The sequence below is a fragment of the Vibrio bathopelagicus genome (genome assembly GCF_014879975.1).
In the GTDB taxonomy this organism is placed as follows: Bacteria; Pseudomonadota; Gammaproteobacteria; order Enterobacterales; family Vibrionaceae; genus Vibrio; species Vibrio bathopelagicus.
Genome location: NZ_CP062501.1, coordinates 1,613,185 through 1,630,842 on the forward strand (window position 1 = coordinate 1,613,185; position 17,658 = coordinate 1,630,842).

17 protein-coding genes are annotated in these 17,658 nt (G+C 43.4%); 8 read left to right on the forward strand and 9 right to left on the reverse strand.

The window, feature by feature from the left end:
• Positions 1-7 precede the first annotated feature (7 nt).
• Positions 8-1,147 (reverse strand): efflux RND transporter periplasmic adaptor subunit, encoded by a 1,140-nt coding sequence (locus IHV80_RS23455; protein ID WP_192891194.1) that lies wholly within the window; start codon positions 1,145-1,147, stop codon positions 8-10.
• Between the two features lie 259 nt (positions 1,148-1,406).
• Here IHV80_RS23455 and IHV80_RS23460 point away from each other — a divergent pair, with 259 nt between their 5' ends.
• Positions 1,407-1,850, forward strand: a complete 444-nt coding sequence (locus IHV80_RS23460) for a dCMP deaminase family protein (RefSeq protein WP_102436457.1) — start codon at positions 1,407-1,409, stop codon at positions 1,848-1,850.
• Between the two features lie 149 nt (positions 1,851-1,999).
• Here the strand turns inward: IHV80_RS23460 and IHV80_RS23465 are convergent, their stop codons facing one another.
• From IHV80_RS23465 to pepT, 3 genes are all read right to left on the reverse strand, one after another.
• Positions 2,000-2,842, reverse strand: coding sequence for a mechanosensitive ion channel family protein (locus tag IHV80_RS23465; protein WP_192891195.1), 843 nt, complete (start codon positions 2,840-2,842; stop codon positions 2,000-2,002).
• A 141-nt stretch (positions 2,843-2,983) separates the two neighbouring features.
• Entirely contained in the window at positions 2,984-3,451 is a 468-nt protein-coding gene (locus tag IHV80_RS23470) for a DM13 domain-containing protein (protein ID WP_192891196.1), read from the reverse strand.
• Positions 3,452-3,527: 76 nt separating this feature from the next.
• Complete coding sequence (pepT, locus tag IHV80_RS23475) at positions 3,528-4,760, reverse strand: peptidase T (RefSeq protein ID WP_192891197.1); 1,233 nt, start codon at positions 4,758-4,760, stop codon at positions 3,528-3,530.
• Positions 4,761-5,109: 349 nt separating this feature from the next.
• Between pepT and IHV80_RS23480 the strand changes: the two genes are divergently transcribed.
• The 3 genes from IHV80_RS23480 to IHV80_RS23490 all read left to right on the forward strand — a co-directional run bounded on the left by IHV80_RS23480 (position 5,110) and on the right by IHV80_RS23490 (position 7,567).
• Entirely contained in the window at positions 5,110-5,256 is a 147-nt protein-coding gene (locus tag IHV80_RS23480; RefSeq protein WP_192891198.1) for a hypothetical protein, read from the forward strand.
• Positions 5,257-5,664: 408 nt separating this feature from the next.
• Positions 5,665-6,657: an aldo/keto reductase gene (locus IHV80_RS23485; RefSeq protein WP_264158491.1), complete on the forward strand. Its 993-nt coding sequence runs from the start codon at positions 5,665-5,667 to the stop codon at positions 6,655-6,657.
• Positions 6,658-6,832: 175 nt separating this feature from the next.
• Positions 6,833-7,567 (forward strand): RNA methyltransferase, encoded by a 735-nt coding sequence (locus tag IHV80_RS23490; RefSeq protein ID WP_192891200.1) that lies wholly within the window; start codon positions 6,833-6,835, stop codon positions 7,565-7,567.
• 97 nt (positions 7,568-7,664) lie between these two features.
• On the opposite strand, the gene fdxA is transcribed toward IHV80_RS23490, so the two are convergent.
• Positions 7,665-7,988, reverse strand: coding sequence for a ferredoxin FdxA (gene fdxA, locus IHV80_RS23495; RefSeq protein ID WP_004731764.1), 324 nt, complete (start codon positions 7,986-7,988; stop codon positions 7,665-7,667).
• A gap of 258 nt (positions 7,989-8,246) precedes the next feature.
• Here fdxA and IHV80_RS23500 point away from each other — a divergent pair, with 258 nt between their 5' ends.
• Positions 8,247-9,878 (forward strand): NAD(P)/FAD-dependent oxidoreductase, encoded by a 1,632-nt coding sequence (locus IHV80_RS23500; protein WP_192891201.1) that lies wholly within the window; start codon positions 8,247-8,249, stop codon positions 9,876-9,878.
• Positions 9,879-10,039: 161 nt separating this feature from the next.
• Here IHV80_RS23500 and IHV80_RS23505 read toward each other — a convergent pair whose 3' ends face one another.
• The 3 genes from IHV80_RS23505 to bluB all read right to left on the reverse strand — a co-directional run bounded on the left by IHV80_RS23505 (position 10,040) and on the right by bluB (position 14,150).
• Positions 10,040-11,500, reverse strand: a complete 1,461-nt coding sequence (locus IHV80_RS23505; protein ID WP_192891202.1) for a hypothetical protein — start codon at positions 11,498-11,500, stop codon at positions 10,040-10,042.
• 200 nt (positions 11,501-11,700) lie between these two features.
• The gene (locus IHV80_RS23510; protein ID WP_192891203.1) at positions 11,701-13,356 is read right to left on the reverse strand and encodes an ABC transporter substrate-binding protein; all 1,656 of its coding nucleotides are present in this window, start codon (positions 13,354-13,356) and stop codon (positions 11,701-11,703) included.
• Between the two features lie 137 nt (positions 13,357-13,493).
• Complete coding sequence (bluB, locus tag IHV80_RS23515) at positions 13,494-14,150, reverse strand: 5,6-dimethylbenzimidazole synthase (protein WP_192891204.1); 657 nt, start codon at positions 14,148-14,150, stop codon at positions 13,494-13,496.
• A gap of 167 nt (positions 14,151-14,317) precedes the next feature.
• Between bluB and IHV80_RS23520 the strand changes: the two genes are divergently transcribed.
• The 3 genes from IHV80_RS23520 (at position 14,318) to IHV80_RS23530 (ending at position 16,723) form a co-directional block, all read left to right on the forward strand.
• Complete coding sequence (locus IHV80_RS23520; RefSeq protein WP_010431064.1) at positions 14,318-15,514, forward strand: DEAD/DEAH box helicase; 1,197 nt, start codon at positions 14,318-14,320, stop codon at positions 15,512-15,514.
• A gap of 113 nt (positions 15,515-15,627) precedes the next feature.
• Entirely contained in the window at positions 15,628-16,032 is a 405-nt protein-coding gene (locus IHV80_RS23525) for a PPC domain-containing DNA-binding protein (protein ID WP_192891205.1), read from the forward strand.
• A 67-nt stretch (positions 16,033-16,099) separates the two neighbouring features.
• On the forward strand, positions 16,100-16,723 hold the full coding sequence (locus tag IHV80_RS23530) for a 3'-5' exonuclease (RefSeq protein ID WP_192891206.1): 624 nt from the start codon (positions 16,100-16,102) through the stop codon (positions 16,721-16,723).
• 89 nt (positions 16,724-16,812) lie between these two features.
• Here the strand turns inward: IHV80_RS23530 and IHV80_RS23535 are convergent, their stop codons facing one another.
• Positions 16,813-17,649, reverse strand: a complete 837-nt coding sequence (locus IHV80_RS23535; protein WP_192891207.1) for a DUF6279 family lipoprotein — start codon at positions 17,647-17,649, stop codon at positions 16,813-16,815.
• Positions 17,650-17,658 lie beyond the last annotated feature (9 nt).

The following is a 17,658-nucleotide window of genomic DNA, read 5'->3' on the forward strand; positions in this document are numbered from 1 at the left end:
AGGGCCCTTACTCACTTTTTTCTGAAGCTGCAGGTTGAATACGTACCGCCATACCGTTACGAACTCGCTGCAAACCCTGAGTGAGAACAGAGTCACCCTGCTCTAAACCGGAAAGAATGATCACGCCATTGGCAACTTGGCGTCCCATTTCAATATTGCGACGCTCGGCAATCGGTGATTCACCACCTTCAACAAGCAGCATCACAAAATCACCCTCAAGGTCGGTTTGAACCGCACGTCTTGGGATGGTCACCACGTCGATAGACTGTTTTTCTCTAAGATTGACACGAACGTGTTGGCCAGGAAGCAGTTGTTGTTCAGGGTTATCAGCAATTGCGCGCATTGCGATCGTACCAGTGTTCAGATTGATTCGGTTACCTAAGAAATCGAGCTTACCTAAGTGTTCGAATGCTTCACCGTTTTCCAGCATGATCTGCACTTCAACACGATCAGAGTCGCTGCTGCCATCGCCTTCAATACGGTCCATACCTAACGCTAAACGTTCACGCTCACTGATACTGAAAGACGCATGAATCGGGTCTAAGCTAACCAACGTTGTTAATACGCCAGCCGAAGGAGAAACTAGGTCACCCTGGCTAACTTTGGTGTCGCTGATTCTTCCAGAGAAAGGCGCTACGATCTGAGTATGTGAAAGCTGGACATCCGCGGCATTTAGCTGAGCTTGGCTTGCTTCAAGTTGTGCTTGAGAACCCAATAAAGAAGCGGTCAAAGCATCAAATTCCGACTGAGAAATACTGCCTTTCGGAAGTAGATTCTTACCACGGTTGAAATCAAGTTCGGCTTTTTTAAGGTTCGCATTCGCTTGAGCTACAGACGCCTTTGCGCTGGCTACTTCCGCTTCAAACGACGATGGCTCGATCGAATACAGCAGTTGACCTTTTTCGACCATTTGGCCTTCATCAAAATGACGGCCTTTTAGGTAGCCTGAAACCTGCGCAGTGATCGCCGTATCTTCAACGGCCTCAATACGACCGATGTACGACTTACTTTGCTGGTGAGAAATAACGCTAACATCCTGTACAGCTACGAGAGGTAAAGGCGCTTGCTTGGCATTCTGAGCATCTTGCCCACATCCAGCAAGAATTAGAGAGCTTGCAAGAGCCGTAAGGATTAACTTTTTACGCATGGTTATACCGTCACTTATGAGAAATTGAACAGCATAAAAGTTACGTAACACACCCGTTACCATTGTCCGAGGAATATCAATTATAACTAGCCAAAGTGTATCAATATGTTAATTGAAACCAAGTGCTTATAAAGTGGTTACAAACACGTTACAATCTCTAGGTAAATCAACCTCTCAGCTTTTGTTCTCTATGGATATTGTCTAACATAATGTATTGTCGGGCAGATAAGCATTCACATTTAATTGTTAAGGAATTCTCATGATTTCAAAATGGGCTAAGCGTTTCTATCAAATGGCGGAATTGGTCGGTTCTTGGAGTAAAGATCCTTCAACTCAAGTCGGCGCGGTGATCACCAAGCACAACCGTATCGTTTCGGTAGGTTTCAACGGCTACCCTCATGGCGTATCTGACAGTGCTGATACTGACGACCGAGAAATGAAATACCTGAAGACGCTGCATGCGGAAGAAAATGCGATCTTGTTTGCTAAGCGTGATTTAGACAGCTGTGAAATTTGGGTAACCCATTTCCCTTGTCCAAACTGTGCAGCAAAAATTATCCAAACGGGTATTTCTGCGGTTCACTGCCCAGAGCAAAGTGAAGACTTCCTTTCTCGTTGGGGAGATAAGATCAAAGTTAGCCAAGATATGTTCGAACAAGCTGGCGTACAAGTTGATTGGTTACCACTCGCTGAGCTGGATTAATCATTCACAAAGAACTAAACCAAAAATACAAAAAAGCCGAGAGTCGTATATTCGATCTCGGCTTTCTTTTTATTCAGACTGGCTAGCTTCTAGCTTCTAGCTTCTAGCTTCTAGCTTCTAGCTTCTAGCTTCTAGCTTCTAGCACAGTATTAGTCGCTTGGGGGAAATGCCAACGCGTAAGCTTCCATGAAGTCTTTACGAATATCTTGCTCTAGATGAATCGCCTTTTCAGTCGGGCAGAAAATCATAAAATGCACTTCTTGCTCACCGGTAGAACTGCTCGTGATGTGAATATGAGGCTCAGAACCAGGAAGATCGACACCGGCATGTTTCTCAATCACACCATTATAACGACGAGCAACATCGATAAACTCTTCACAATGCTCTTCAATTTTCACGATAAGATCCGGCACCATTGGGTATAGGTTTACAAAATCTTTTACCGTCACAAAAAAGTTGTGATAGACATAGCGCTTCATGAAGTTGAGGTTCTTTACCGGATACGTAAAGAACATGCTATTAGGCAGCGTGGCTGTCTTGCCTGTGAAATGATATTGCCCATGATACAAATCGATTTCTTGAATCACAGTTGCCATCAAATTGTGCTCAATAACCTCACCACTGATCTTCCCTACCTCGATCCAATCGCCAATTCGGAATGAACGCGAACTCGCACGTTGAATGGATCCGGTAAAACACAAGATGATCTCTTTCGAAGCCACGACTATAGCTACCGCTATTGCTGTAACAGACAGTGCAAATTCGCTGATTTCAGATTTCCACAGCACAAATAAAGTGACCATAATAATGGCAAACGTGCCGTTCTTGGTACGTGACATCCAATTACGTTGGTCTTCACTTAGAAAAGCGACGTCACCACGGATTCGAGACAAAGTGATTCGTCGGATTATTAGAATAATGCAGATGATCAGTGCACTAAAAATAAACTTATGCGCGAGTAGGAAATCTATTACTTGCCACATCTTTTCCATTACTTATTCCTTTAGCATTACAACAATTAGCTTTATAGCGACGAGCTTTACAACGACTGACACAGCCAAGAAACGCATTATAAAAAAGCGCTCAAAAATAGAGCGCTTTCTTTCTTGCCTAAATCAGCTTAGGTAAGGCTATCATTTTATCTTGGCGGAAGTAATAAATTGGCCAAAAGTTTCACACCAAATCACAACCGTATTAAATCGATTAAGATCAGTACCTTCAGGAAGCTCAACCATAAATCGATCAAATGTTTTCACATCTCCGACTCGAAGTAACTCAGTCTTACTGTCATTAAAGGCTTGTTCGGTTTCAATAAACTTAGGCGAGAGATAAACCTTATAATCAGGCCCCGGTGCCAGTTCACCCTCAAAAGCGATTGCGCTTTCTGTCACCGATACCTTACCTTCTCCCCAATGCAAGAAGTCACTGTCTTGTCGGTCTTTGCTGAACTCACCCGTATAAATAGCCTGTTGACTGATCGCTTCAACCGAACTTGAAGACGGAGAATCAGGCTCAATTAAGATAGGTAGTGCATAGACACCAAGCCCAAAACCAACAGCACCCACGGCTAAGTGGGTGCAAAGTAAAACTAACTTTTTCATCGCGTACTCCCTTATGCTTAAAGAGAGTATTATTGAATACTCCCAAAAATACAAAGAGATATCGCGTTATATACTGCTATTTTTGGTAGTGAGTTGCCGTACGTTGAGACAACTCTACAATCACTTTTACCGCCTGTTCCATACCTTGAATGGTAATGAACTCATGAATACCGTGGAAGTTATAGCCACCAGTAAATATATTTGGACATGGTAGCCCCATAAACGATAAGCGAGCACCATCAGTACCGCCTCGAATAGGTTTGATCATTGGCTCAACATCGCACTCAATCATCGCTTGTTTGGCCAACTCAATAATATGTTGATGTGGTTCAACCATCTCTTTCATGTTGAAGTAACTATCGGTAAGCACCAACTCAACACGACCTTTTTCTAGACGCTCATTCAACTCATCCACTTTCTGCTTCATGAATGCCTTACGCGCTTCTACCCCCTCACGTTCAAAATCACGGATGATGTAACCCAGTTCAGAGCGAGCCACACCCATTTCAGCTGATTTCAGGTGGTAAAAACCTTCATAGCCTTCTGTGCATTCTGGTGTTTCTTGTGCTGGCATCATCAATTGGAATTGCGCTGCAATGTTCATCGAGTTCACCATTTTACCTTTTGCGGTACCTGGGTGAACGTTCACGCCATGACAGATAACATCAGCACTCGTAGCATTGAAGTTCTCAAATTCCAACTCACCAATTGGACCACCATCAATGGTATATGCCCACTCAGCGCCGAACTTCTCAACATCAAACAGGTTCGCACCACGGCCAATTTCTTCGTCTGGCGTGAAACCAATACAAATATCGCCGTGTTTGATGTCTGGATTCGCTTTAAGGTGGGCAATCGCACTGATGATTTCAGCGATCCCCGCCTTGTTGTCGGCACCAAGCAGAGTCGTGCCATCCGTCGTGATCAGGTCATGACCATGCAAGGCATCAAGATCTTGGTATTGGCTTGGATTTAAACATTCGCCACTTGTGCCTAATTCAATCGTTCCACCTTGGTAATCTTTAATCACCTGCGGTTTCACGTTTGCACCTGAAGCATCAGGGGCGGTATCCATATGCGCGACAAAACCAATAGCCGGTACCGGATAATCAACATTCGACGGCAGTTTCGCCATCAAATATCCATTTTCATCTAATGAAACATCAACTAACTCTAATGCGATCAGTTCTGATTTTAAAGCTTCAGCAAACGTGATTTGACCCGGTGAACTTGGGCATTGCTGATTAGAAGGATCGGATTTGGTATCAAAAGTAACGTAATTCAGAAAACGTTCTACAAGCTTTTCCATAATTCATCTCACCATGGATTAAGTAATTGATTTACTGACTTAATTATTAATGTAGATAAGTAATTTATTAGTAGAGAATTACTTACGTAGAGTCAGTAGCGAGGCTTTTCATCTTACGCCCCTGGCCATGTATGTAATTGCTCTAAATCATTATTGTGCGAAATTAGACGAGCTTCCTATACTTGAAATCAGAGGGTTTCGTCAGTTCAATATTGCATACGGATGATAAGAGATCGCTTTGTACGCATTCTACGCCCTCCGCTCTCAGCCTAAAAAAAGTACAAAGTGGATGATGATCACAATTTATCCTTGATGCAAAATTTGTCATACGTTACACGGAGACACAGTTATGACGATTAATAAGTATTTCATTTTCTCTCCTCAAGCCTCTGAGGAAACGCTTCAACCAGTATTAACTGAGAAAGAAGTTCAAAGACAGGAAGCACTAAGGCACGCGCAATCCCAGGGTGGGCTTGATTCAAACGCGACCTCGTAACTTAATCAATACTCAGAACGTATTTATAGACCCCCTAAAAAAGAGCTCTACTTCACTATGATGTAGAGCTCTTTTGTCTCTGACCCTTGCCCTATTCCAATGCAGTTCCATTAAAGCACCTAAACTCTTAACACCTTGTTATTTATCACGTCTTTTGTTTGTTGCTTCTCAATCATCAAGCTAACTCATTCGTTGCATTGAGAAATGACTCATTAAACTTGCCCAATCCATACCTAGTCGTGTCATTTTGTGCTAATAATTCATATTCGTTTTCATTCCTCACTCGCCCTCTTTTCAAAAACTCTAATGCGAGAACCAGAGAACTTAACAACAGGAACCCCGAATTCAATGGAATACTCAAAACTAGGAAGTAGTCAAATTCCCGTTTCCCGAATCTGTCTTGGTAGCATGACTTGGGGGCTGCAAAATACGCAACAGCAAGCCGACCAGCAGATCGAATACGCGCTAAGCCAAGGTATTAACTTTATTGATACGGCAGAAATGTACGCGGTTCCGCCCTCTCCTGATACCTATGGCAAAACAGAAGCCATCATTGGTAACTGGTTATCGCGCCATCCTGAGCGCCGACAAGAACTGATCATAGCAAGCAAAATAGCGGGACCTGGACTTCCTTGGGTTCGAGATGGAGGTCCGATAACGGGTGAAGCCGTAATCGCAGCAGTTGATGCGTCATTAAAACGCCTACAAACTGACTATATCGATCTATATCAACTGCATTGGCCAAATCGAACGACGCCACACTTTGGCAAACAATTCCCAAATCAAATTCGCTTCAGTGATATCGACCGAAAACAGCATGAAGCTGAAATGTTAGATATCCTTCAAGCACTCGCTAGCTGTATTAAAGCAGGAAAAATCCGTCACGTTGGTTTGTCTGATGACACTACTTGGGGCATCAATACATACCTCAAACTGAGCGAAAAACACGATTTACCGCGTATGGTCTCTATTCAGAATGAATTCAACCTACTACACGGGAAAGACTGGCCATATTTAATTGAAAACTGCGTGCATGAAGATGTCGCTTACCTGCCTTGGTCGCCATTAGCCGGAGGAATGCTCAGTGGAAAATACATTGATGGGGCAAGACCGGAAGGCAGTCGTTGGACCTACATGCAGCGTAAAGGCATTTTCCGCGACACTGAAGCGAGCAATGAAGCAGTTAAAGGATATGCAGAAGTCGCTAAAACTCATGGATTTACGCCTAGCCAGCTTGCGTTGGCATGGTGTAATCAAGTCGATGGGGTTACCTCAACCATCATAGGGGCTACTACGATGGAGCAACTAAAAGAGAACGTGGCGGCTTTCAATAAGCCGCTGTCAGAAGAGATCCTTTCCGATATCAACACCGTGTTTAAGCGCTACCCTGTTCCGTATTAGGCTGCCAGTTTAGCTTAACTTAGATAAGTAAATCCCATGAGAGCGCGCTATTTAGTGCGCTTTTCTTTTTTAAGTGGGTCGCTTTTACTTTTTATGTGGATCGTATTGAGTCATCTCGCTTTTGGTTCTCCAACCTTTGCTCTATAATGCGCGGGCTTATATCTAGGATAAAAACATGATTTCAAAAAACCAATTAAAACTCCTTCGCGCTTTGGGCCAAAAGAAACAACGTAAAGCCCACGGCTTGTTTCTAGTTCAAGGTGAAAAGAACGTTCTTGAGCTGTTCAATAGTGACTTAGTCGTGAAGAACGTCTTTGCTACCGCTGATTTCTTATCTGAAAATCACGCTTCACTGTTTGAGTTTGATTGTGTTGAAGCCTCGCTAGATGACCTAACCAAAGCGAGTACTTTGGTGAGTAACAATGCAGCGATTGCTGTAGTTGAGATTCCAACATTTGAATTACCAAAAGCAACTGGGTTGATGATTGCGCTGGATGGTGTATCTGATCCGGGCAACCTAGGTACCATTATTCGTGTCGCAGACTGGTATGGCATCAAGCATATAGTGGCAAGCAGCGATTGTGCTGACCCATACAACCCTAAAACGATCAGCGCGACCATGGGCAGCTTTGGCCGAGTACACGTAAGCCAAACAGATTTACCTGAGTACTTAGAGCAAGCGAAACTGCCTGTTTACGGCGCGTTCTTAGAAGGCGAAAGTGTTCATAAGACTGATTTTACTGCCAACGGCATTTTGCTAATGGGCAGCGAATCTCACGGCATTCGTGAACACGCCGCTAAATACGTAACGGATAAGATTACGATTCCGGCATTCGGCGGTGCAGAGTCTTTGAACGTAGCAATGGCGACAGGTATTATTCTCGACAACATGCGTCGTCAGCATAGCTAGGTCTCATAAGCTAACGATCCAGTCGACAGTGTTCAGATATTAAAAAAGGCGTATTGATTAAATCAGTACGCCTTTTTATTTGAGTTCTTTTCAACAATTACTTTTCTAGCATTGCCAACTTGTCAGACACACCATTCCACTTTTCAGCTTCATCCATCGGTGCTTTTACTTCAGTTTGCACTGGCCAGATCTCGGCAAGCTCGGCATTCACTTCAATAAAGATCTTTTGGTCTTCGGGCAGTTCATCTTCTTGGAAGATCGCTTGAGCGTCGCATTCAGGTACACATAAACCACAATCAATGCATTCGATTGGGTTGATTACCATGAAATTCGGGCCTTCATGGAACGCATCTGCGGGGCATACCGCCACACAGTCTGTGTATTTACATTGAATACAGTTATCGCCTACGACAAATGCCATGATGCTCTGCTCTATAAGTTAGTCAAAATTGAAGAATGGAGGATAATACTCATCCCAAGGCAAAATTCAACATCATACGGCTCTAATATCGTGCCTATTTGCTCCATCTTTCCAAATTAGTATGACAGATAAATCAATTTCTCGTAAAATGCGCGCCATTGTGAGCTTACTGCTTTTTTGAAACCTCGGCTTTTACACTCAGCTTTACAGGTTCAATAAGCGGTCTGGCTAAGACACCTATAAAGACGAGACATCGAAATGATACGTTTAACCGAAATTAAACTCCCTCTAGACCACGAAGAATCAGCTGTTCAAGGCGCTATTGAAGCAAAACTTGGTATCAATGCTGATCAAATTATCTCTTTTAATATCTTTAAACGTGGCTACGATGCTCGTAAGAAATCGAAGATCCTCCTTATCTACACGCTTGATGTTCTCGTTGAAAACGAAGATGAACTATTAGAGCAATTCATTAGCGACCCGCACGTAAAAGTAACGCCTGATATGGCTTACAAATTCGTAGCTAAAGCGGTTGAGAACCAAACTGAGCGCCCTGTCGTTATCGGTTTTGGCCCTTGTGGTTTGTTCGCAGGCCTAGTGCTTGCTCAAATGGGCTTCAACCCAATCATCGTTGAGCGTGGCAAAGAAGTTCGTGAACGGACTAAAGATACCTTTGGTTTCTGGCGTAAGCGTACTCTGAACACAGAATCAAACGTGCAGTTTGGTGAAGGTGGCGCAGGTACATTCTCTGACGGTAAGCTATACAGCCAAGTTAAAGATCCAAAACACTACGGCCGTAAGGTAATCGAAGAGTTTGTTGCTGCTGGCGCACCAGAAGAAATCCTATACGTAAGTAAGCCACACATCGGTACCTTTAAACTGGTTACCATGATCGAGAAGATGCGTGCTTCTATCATTGAGCTAGGAGGCGAAATCCGCTTCAGCACTCGCGTAGACGACGTTCACATGGAAGACGGTCAAATCACTGGCTTAACGCTTTCTAACGGTGAAGAGATCAAATCTCGCCACGTTGTACTGGCTGTTGGCCACAGTGCTCGTGATACGTTTGAAATGCTGCATGAACGTGGCGTTTACATGGAAGCTAAACCTTTCTCTGTTGGTTTCCGTATTGAACACAAGCAAGCGATGATCGATGAAGCTCGCTTCGGTAAGAACGCAGGCAACCCTATCCTAGGTGCTGCGGACTACAAACTCGTTCACCACTGTAAAAATGGCCGCACTGTATACAGCTTCTGTATGTGCCCAGGTGGTACTGTTGTTGCTGCGACTTCTGAAGAAGGCCGCGTAGTAACCAACGGCATGAGCCAATACTCTCGTGCAGAGCGCAACGCAAACAGCGCAATCGTAGTGGGTATCGACCCAGAGCGTGATTACCCAGGAGATGCACTAGCGGGTATCCGTTTACAACGAGAGTTAGAAAGTGCGGCTTATGTTCTAGGTGGCGAGAACTACGACGCCCCTGCACAGAAAATCGGTGACTTCCTGAAAGGTCGCGATCCAAGTGAAATCGGTGAAGTGAAACCATCATTCACGCCGGGTATCCACCTAACGGACATTTCAAAAGCACTACCTGATTTTGCTATCGAAGCAATTCGTGAAGCAATCCCAGCGTTCGAGAAGAAGATCAAAGGTTTCTCTACGCCAGACGGCCTACTAACTGGTGTTGAGACTCGTACGTCTTCTCCTGTATGTATCAAACGTGGCAAAGACTTCCAAAGCATCAACTTAAAGGGCTTCTTCCCTGCAGGTGAAGGCGCAGGCTACGCAGGTGGTATCCTATCTGCTGGTATCGACGGTATTAAAGCCGCGGAAGCGCTAGCACTGTCTATGGTAGAACAGAACCAAGCTGAGAAGATTGAGATCGCTTAGGCTCTCAATTTGCATATCTAAATTGGCTTGTATATCTAAATTGGCTTGTATATCTAAAACAGATAGCAGGTAGCCAAAACTAAAAATCCAGTGTCTTGTAGACACTGGATTTTTTATTGTATTAAGGTATCTAGAGTTATTAAGTAACGATTTCGTCAGCGTTACTTACAAGTGTCTTTTGACCAGTTCACACCATCATCTGAACACTCAAATCGACTTGTCCCATTCTGGTAATAATAACCTTTAGTCCAGTTACCTTGAGAATATCTAGACGTTATCGTTTGAGTATAATCAAACGGCGTATTTTCAATATACGCATACTTATGTCTGTTCCAGCTGTCAGAGCCATATGAACTGTTGTCATTAAAATCTACCGATAGGTAATTGAGCGCATCGAAGTCGCTGCGCGACACACTATCCAATGAATCACCTAGATTAACCCACTCTGGATGTGGTGCGTTATTTTCAAAATTAAATTTCGCTTGTACTTGGGTAAACTGATCTTTGTAGTCACCGACAACATCTGCCGACAAGGTTTGCATGAATCCAGCATTGATATTTTGACGTGAACAACTTTCCCAATCAGGTTGTTTAGACCAACCACGGTTCAACACACCAAAGGTCGCGAGTGAGTTAGGCAAAACCTGCTGCTTGATCGTCTCTTGCACCGAACATGAATATTCCGTTCCATCACTATCCAATGAGAACCAAGCTTCTTTGTCATACTCTAAGCCATTTTTCTTTTGGCCATTACGCTCAATATGTTTATTTAAAGCCAGCTCAGTCTGCAGATCAGCGGACACTTCATGTTCAATGACAATCAACTTGTCTGCGGTCATCACTGTTTTAACTTTATACCACTTATTAATTTCGTTCTTCTTGGAGTAATCCCAATGCTCCCAGTAATAATCAACATAAGCTTGCTGAGCTTTTGGGTTCTCTTTTTGAATATCTTTCGTCTCTTGATACGATTTTTTAATGGCTGGCATCATTTTCTGCGCTAACTCATAGAGCTCCGTATTTTGATCTTTAACGAAATCGCCATACAAGTCCTCCACTGCGATGTTGTATCGATTCGCAATTCGAAAGTCATGTTCTTTCACATTTTGGATAATGCTATTTTGGGTGTTTACGGCTTGCTTCAAAGCTGAACAACTGTTTAAACCACCCTTATACAGATCGGCTTGGATCTGATTCCATAAAACAGTCGTGAGTGGTGTCGTAGACTTAATTTCTTGATTGGAACTCACCGTCATGACTGGTGGGAATACTAACTGATAAGGTTCAGTAATCGGCGTGTTTGGGCTATCCGCATCAATTGCGCCGATCGGCACGTTCACTACGATTGGGGCGTAATCCATGCAGTCTGAATTAGAGCCCGTTAGAGACAATTCATAGCTGCCTTCATCGTCTGTGATGCTGCTTGGCTCACCTTCATCTAACACACCATTATAATTGATGTCCAAAAACGCGGTCGCCCCTGAAATATAACCATCGATAGCCACACCTTGTAAGGTTTTTGTTTGAGGAGCGGGAGCACTGGTACTGCTACCACCGCCCCCTCCGCCACACGCCGTAAGGCCACCAGCGATAAGCGCGATAGAAATAAGCTTAAGTTTCATTCGATGAGATCCTAATGAAATAGATTAATGAGTAGAACTGTCATTGGGGGGGATGACCGAGAATGACTTTTATCGTCATAGTGAGTCATAGTAACGATTGGTATTCAAAAGAAACATGAAAGGGTTATAGGCAATTCATGCATGTTTTCATTTTGACCAAGACGCTATAAAAGAAGGGGATACACTCAAAAATAGATTAATTACTTCTCGCTCGAAGATATCCAAAGCTTATAAAAATCACTATAACCTGTTTTGTTTATCTCTACGCCATGAACCTCAACACTGTTAGACACCTTCTCTTTACCGTGGAATAACGGACAAAGTAGCTTCTGTTGATAAAGCGAATGTTCAATTAGTTTCAAATCGTCAAGTGGATTGTCGCCACTGACGGCTGATCGAACTATCTCACAATGCTCCTTCATCTCAGAGCTATTGAAAATAAATCTGAGTCCAGATGCAGCAAGTAACCAATCATAAAGACCATAATCTTTTGGTTGTTCAATAATTTCTTCGATAAATAACAGGTCTGCCGACTCACTCATTGAGCTAGGATCACTAATATTAGGAAGTTCAACGACTTTGATAGTGACGCCAGTCTTTACAATAGTTTGCTGCAGCCAGTCCGCCATATCTTGAAGCAAAGGAATAGTCATTTTAGGTCGTGTTAATACAACAGTTCCCGTCAAAGCGGGAGTGAGGATACTGCTCGTTATTTCGCTAGGCGAGAAAGACAAATCGTCCGTCATCATATCGGCGCCAAACTCTTTACTGCTGGATTTGATAAACAATACCAAGCTGTCTAAGTCATCAGGGGTAATTCCTGAGCCTTCCCTGCGATTAACCGCAAGGTACGAAAGAGCATTGATAGTAGTTTCTTCTGCGACGCCAGATCGATTAAAACTCAGGGTGTGATCGTTTAGTCCCTCAATGTCGGTAAGCGTTATCTTTTCTAACAAAGCATTTTGAGCAAAATAGCCACGATGACGTTTTAGAACGAGGCTTTCTTCGCTCCAATCGTCTAATGAGAAAGGACCCGTTCCCATATAGGCACTGCGCCCACTAGAGAAATACGTTCGCTTACAACGGTAAATAGACGCGTGTGCACTACACAACGCATATATAAACATAGGATTTGCATGTGTCAGCTCGATAGTCAGTTGTTTATCACCAACCACTTGAACATCACTGACCTGTTCAAACAAAGACTGTACAGGGCCATCGATGCTTTTCAACCGTAACAAACATTGAGCAACATCTTTCGCACTTAACGTATCGCCGTCATGGAATAAAACATTCGGCCTTAACCAAAAATGCAGAAAGCGACCTTCTATCTTCCAATGGTGCGCGAGGCTGGCTTGGGGATTCCCCTCGTGGTCTTGGACTAATAAAGTATTGTAGATACTTCTTAATATTTGATGTTCAGCGATTCTGTATGTTTTAGCAGGCTCAAGATTATCAACCCATGGGTATTGAGTAATCAGCAAATGCTCATGCTGTTCATTGAACAGACTATGTTTTTCAGTCGCTAATGTCAGTGCCTTTATTGCTGCGGCACCATAGCTTTCTAGAAGGCGAGGAATAACGTTAAAGCGGCCTTGCTCTAACTGCAGCGCTAACACTTGCTCTAATGCTTCTGAGAAGCTAACCAAGATCTTAAATTGACTAAGTTTCCCTCTCCCTTTGGACGGAATCCAACAAATCCAGTGGTACTCAGATAAGCATTTCAGAACTATCGAGGTGTTTCTACGCGAAGTCGACAGCGAATGCTCTAGATCATCGATCGTGAGGTGGTACTCTTCGCCTAATTCGTACTTTGCAGTAAGTTGTTGAAGTCTACGTAAGTTAGCGTCGTTCATTGGATTCCAGGCTAGAGCGGTGATTCAAGTATCATTAATATCAGTATGAATTTATAAATTCAACTTTGTGCTGAAATATCTATAACGAACTTTGGCATTTAATATCAATAAATTACATCGACATGAGAGCCTTTATGTCAGTCAGATTTACTAGAGTTCCACTTCCCTTCATGAATCGCTGAGTTGACGTCTCTTCTTGGTAGCCAGCCCATGGTTTCTAGTTCGGGTTTATCTTTGAAGTGGTCAACGTAGCCGATACATAAGTACGCCACGATATCGATGTTTTCTGGGATATCTAATGCGTCTCGCAGTGTTGAGTCATGCAGGATACTCACCCATCCTAAACCTAGGTTTTCGGCTCTTGCCGCGAGCCACAGGTTTTGAACCGCGCAAACGGTGCTGTATAGATCCATCTCTTGTTTAATGGTTCTACCTAACACAACCTTTCCGGTTCGATTACGGTCGCAAGTCACACAGATACCGATAGGTGATTCGACGATACCTTCTAGCTTTAGACGCTTATACATCGCCTGCTTTTCATCGGTGAACATTTCCGCGGATTCTGCATGAGCTTGATTGAAACCCGCTTTGATCTGCTGTTTGGTTTCGATATCACGAACGACGACAAAATCCCAAGGCTGCATGAACCCCACACTGGGAGCATGGTGCGCTGCGGTTAGCACACGCATCAAAACGTCTTCTGGGATCTCATCAGGAAGAAACTGACCACGAACATCTCGGCGAGAAAAAATCGTTTTATATACTGCATCGCGTTCATTCGGCGTAATTTCCATACATCCCTGTCTTATCGTCGTCTTATTGAGCCAGTATTATCCAACTAAAGTGTCTATGTTACTAGCGGTACACAAGCAACATGGTAGAATGCCGCCATTAATCTTATCCTTGTATAAGATTGTTGAACCTTTCCATCGCTATTTAGCCAAATCATACCGAGAAACTTATGCCATTTTCCAAGCTTGGATTAAGCTCACCTATTGTTAAAGCCGTTGCAAAACAAGGCTATGAAAAGCCAACCTCTATTCAAGAAAAAGCAATTCCGATTGTACTTTCTGGTAAGAACCTTATTGCTGCTGCACAAACAGGTACAGGTAAAACTGCGAGCTTTGTTCTCCCTATCTTAGAAATGCTAAGTAAAGGTGAAACACAACGTAAAAAACGTATTCGTGCTGTTATTCTGACACCAACTCGTGAGCTTGCGATTCAAGTTGAACAGAACATTACTAAGTACGCGAAGTTCCTAAACCTAACCTCATTGGCGATGTACGGTGGCGTGTCTTACCAGCACCAGAAAGATCGTCTTATTGAAGGCGTTGATATTCTTGTGGCAACACCTGGTCGTTTGATCGATATGTACGGACAGCGTGCCGTTCACTTTGATGAAGTCGAAGTACTGGTTCTTGATGAAGCCGACCGCATGCTAGACATGGGCTTCATTGAAGACATCAACAAGATCATCGCGCGTTTGCCACAAAACATTCAAAACCTGTTGTTCTCAGCAACACTATCAACGCCAGTGCGTGCGCTAGCGAAAAGCGCAATCAGTGAAGCGGAAGAGATTTCTATCGCCAAAACTGACGCTTCTAAAGCAAACATCGAACAATGGTTGGTGACCGTCGATAAAGACCGTAAGTCTGCACTATTAAGCCACATGATCACTGACGGTGAGTGGGACCAAGCGCTTATCTTTATCGAGACCAAGCACGGTGCAGCTAAGTTGGTTGCTCAACTTGAAAAGCGTGGCATCCAAGCTGAAGCTTTCCACAGTGGACGTAGCCAAGCGATTCGTGAAAAGATTCTGGCTGACTTCAAGAAAGGTCGTCTAAAATATCTAGTTGCAACAGGTGTTGCTGCTCGTGGTATCGATATCGATAATCTAAGTCGCGTAGTCAACTACGACATCCCATTCCCAGCTGACGACTATGTTCACCGTATTGGTCGTACAGGCCGTGCTGATGCGTCTGGTGAAGCGATCTCTTTCCTATCGAAAGATAACTTCAAAAATCTGTGCATCATTGAAAAACGTCTTGGCCACTTGATTGAACGTCGCGTTGTTGAAGGTTTCGAACCACGCAAAGAAGTACCAATTTCAGTATTGAACTTCGTTCCTAAGAAGAAAAGAGAACAGCAACAAGACTAAGTAATTTCAGCTACAGAAAATACGAAAGTCGCGTTAGCCAAAATAAAAATAAGACGAAGCCCAATGTGGCTTCGTTTTGTTCTTTGAAATACAAATAAAACTGAGGCAATAAGATGATCACTCCTATCGCAACGAGATTAACCCGAGGCCAAGATCTAAAGCTTGAACTCCAAAAGTTTGTGACCGCGCACAATATCTCAGCGGGCTCTGTCGCGTCTTGTGTCGGGTGTGTTTCTCAACTCAATATTCGTTTGGCTAATGCGAACAACACCAAGCTAATCACAGCTCCGTTCGAAATTGTGTCGCTTATGGCAACGCTAACCCCAAACCACCAGCATATTCATATATCGGTTGCTGATGAAAATGGAAATGTGATTGGTGGGCATTTGCTTGAAGGCACGATTATCGCAACCACCGCTGAATTGATTGTTCACCGCTACGATACCTTGACCTTCAACAGAGAGCATGACGATTCGACGGGTTACACTGAGCTCACTATCAGCAACAACACGCAATAGATCGCCCTGTAGCAAGACTAAACGCTCCATATAAAGCGATACAACCCAATAGTAATTAGGAAACACGATGGCTCCAAACTCCGCAGACTCCGTTATCGTTCTCGATTTCGAAACCACAGGCTTATCACCAAACATGGGTGACCGAGCGATTGAAATCGGTGCGGTTAAATTAGTTAACGGCGAAGTCGTCGACACCTTCCAGCAACTCATGAACCCAGGGTTTCGTGTTAGCGGGTTCATTGAAAACTATACCGGAATCAATAACCGTATGTTAAGCACAGCGGCCAGTTGCAGCGAAGTGATGGATGAGTTTGCAGACTTTATCCAAGGCAGCCAACTTGTTGCTCACAATGCGTCGTTTGATAAGCGCTTTCTCGATGCGGAATTAGACTTTATTGGCCGAGACTATACGGGCAAGTTCGCTTGCTCAATGTTGATTGCTCGCCGTCTCATCCAAGACGCACCGACTCATAAGCTAGGCGACCTTGTGCGCTTTAAGAATATCGACAACGACGGTACTTTCCACAGAGCGTTAGCCGATTCAGAAATGACAGCGCGGTTATGGTTATTGATGATTGATGAACTGCAAAGTGATCACGGCATTCAACAGCCGAGCTTTCAACTGATGCAAAAAATATCTAAGACCGCTAAAGGCTCGATTCCAAAGCTGCTGATGAGCCATCGTAATTAAACCCTCAAATACAAACCATAGATCGAAATAAAGGCTGATTCGTTTCGCGAAACCAGCCTTACTATATACGGGTGTTACTCAGAACCGCCCTATTCTTGCAGCACCACCAGCGTTGATTTAAGGCTCTCTAACTCATTCATAAAATAAGCCCATTGCTTATCACTACTCACTGCCGAAATATCGGCCAAGAACTTCGCTGATGTATGCATATTCTTATCAAGCTTAAACTCCAATTCTTGCGGATAATAAGCTGCATTGTTCAAAAGTAGCTTCATAATAATTGGCTGTGCAATATGTAAATCGGCCTTCTTTTGCATAAGTGTCGTTAGGTCTTGATAAGTATTATTTTGATATTGCCGCCAGCTATCGTTAGTATTTACCCACTCTTGAGACCAAGTAAAAATAATCGTTTTTTGCTCTTTCGATACCGACCCTAGCCATCGTTCTAACCGTTCTTCAATTCGACTTCGATAACGCTCTCTCGAATCTTCATCATTCAATGACAATCTTTCTTCGTAATACTCTTGCTGCTTTTCTCTAAAGTTCTTTAAGAATTCGTTATCTTGCTCTGGGGTAAGCTGCATACTTAATGCGTAAATATCAGGAGAGAACTTATTAACGATTGAGCGAATATGATTTTTAGTTTGTTCACTTTGATCAATGATAAAAGCAGAGTTCATATCAGAACGGTCTAGGTTTTGAATCGCTTCTAATTGCGAAATATACAGCGGCAGTTGAGTTTCTTTATGCCATTGCTGTAACAAGTCGAGGCGTTCTTCGAGCTCTGATTCTTGACTGTTGGATAGAGAAACAAAGTCTTCAATATAGCTAACCGCAAACCAGCTTATATTGTTGTAGGCAAATTTAGTCCCGCAACCCGAGAATATAAAACAGACCAATAAGACTAACCATCGACACTTTCTCATTAAACCCTC

What these genes read in the sequence shown, in the direction of transcription:
- IHV80_RS23470 (WP_192891196.1), bottom strand. Translation starts at nt 3,451, where the DNA reads ATGAAAAAGTTAGTTTTACTTTGCACCCACTTAGCCGTGGGTGCTGTT.
- pepT (WP_192891197.1), bottom strand. Translation starts at nt 4,760, where the DNA reads ATGGAAAAGCTTGTAGAACGTTTTCTGAATTACGTTACTTTTGATACC.
- IHV80_RS23510 (WP_192891203.1), bottom strand. Translation starts at nt 13,356, where the DNA reads ATGAACGACGCTAACTTACGTAGACTTCAACAACTTACTGCAAAGTAC.
- IHV80_RS23465 (WP_192891195.1), bottom strand. Translation starts at nt 2,842, where the DNA reads ATGGAAAAGATGTGGCAAGTAATAGATTTCCTACTCGCGCATAAGTTT.
- IHV80_RS23535 (WP_192891207.1), bottom strand. Translation starts at nt 17,649, where the DNA reads ATGAGAAAGTGTCGATGGTTAGTCTTATTGGTCTGTTTTATATTCTCG.
- IHV80_RS23500 (WP_192891201.1), top strand. Translation starts at nt 8,247, where the DNA reads ATGATACGTTTAACCGAAATTAAACTCCCTCTAGACCACGAAGAATCA.
- fdxA (WP_004731764.1), bottom strand. Translation starts at nt 7,988, where the DNA reads ATGGCATTTGTCGTAGGCGATAACTGTATTCAATGTAAATACACAGAC.
- IHV80_RS23485 (WP_264158491.1), top strand. Translation starts at nt 5,665, where the DNA reads ATGACTTGGGGGCTGCAAAATACGCAACAGCAAGCCGACCAGCAGATC.
- bluB (WP_192891204.1), bottom strand. Translation starts at nt 14,150, where the DNA reads ATGGAAATTACGCCGAATGAACGCGATGCAGTATATAAAACGATTTTT.
- IHV80_RS23505 (WP_192891202.1), bottom strand. Translation starts at nt 11,500, where the DNA reads ATGAAACTTAAGCTTATTTCTATCGCGCTTATCGCTGGTGGCCTTACG.
- IHV80_RS23480 (WP_192891198.1), top strand. Translation starts at nt 5,110, where the DNA reads ATGACGATTAATAAGTATTTCATTTTCTCTCCTCAAGCCTCTGAGGAA.
- IHV80_RS23460 (WP_102436457.1), top strand. Translation starts at nt 1,407, where the DNA reads ATGATTTCAAAATGGGCTAAGCGTTTCTATCAAATGGCGGAATTGGTC.
- IHV80_RS23455 (WP_192891194.1), bottom strand. Translation starts at nt 1,147, where the DNA reads ATGCGTAAAAAGTTAATCCTTACGGCTCTTGCAAGCTCTCTAATTCTT.
- IHV80_RS23520 (WP_010431064.1), top strand. Translation starts at nt 14,318, where the DNA reads ATGCCATTTTCCAAGCTTGGATTAAGCTCACCTATTGTTAAAGCCGTT.
- IHV80_RS23525 (WP_192891205.1), top strand. Translation starts at nt 15,628, where the DNA reads ATGATCACTCCTATCGCAACGAGATTAACCCGAGGCCAAGATCTAAAG.
- IHV80_RS23490 (WP_192891200.1), top strand. Translation starts at nt 6,833, where the DNA reads ATGATTTCAAAAAACCAATTAAAACTCCTTCGCGCTTTGGGCCAAAAG.
- IHV80_RS23530 (WP_192891206.1), top strand. Translation starts at nt 16,100, where the DNA reads ATGGCTCCAAACTCCGCAGACTCCGTTATCGTTCTCGATTTCGAAACC.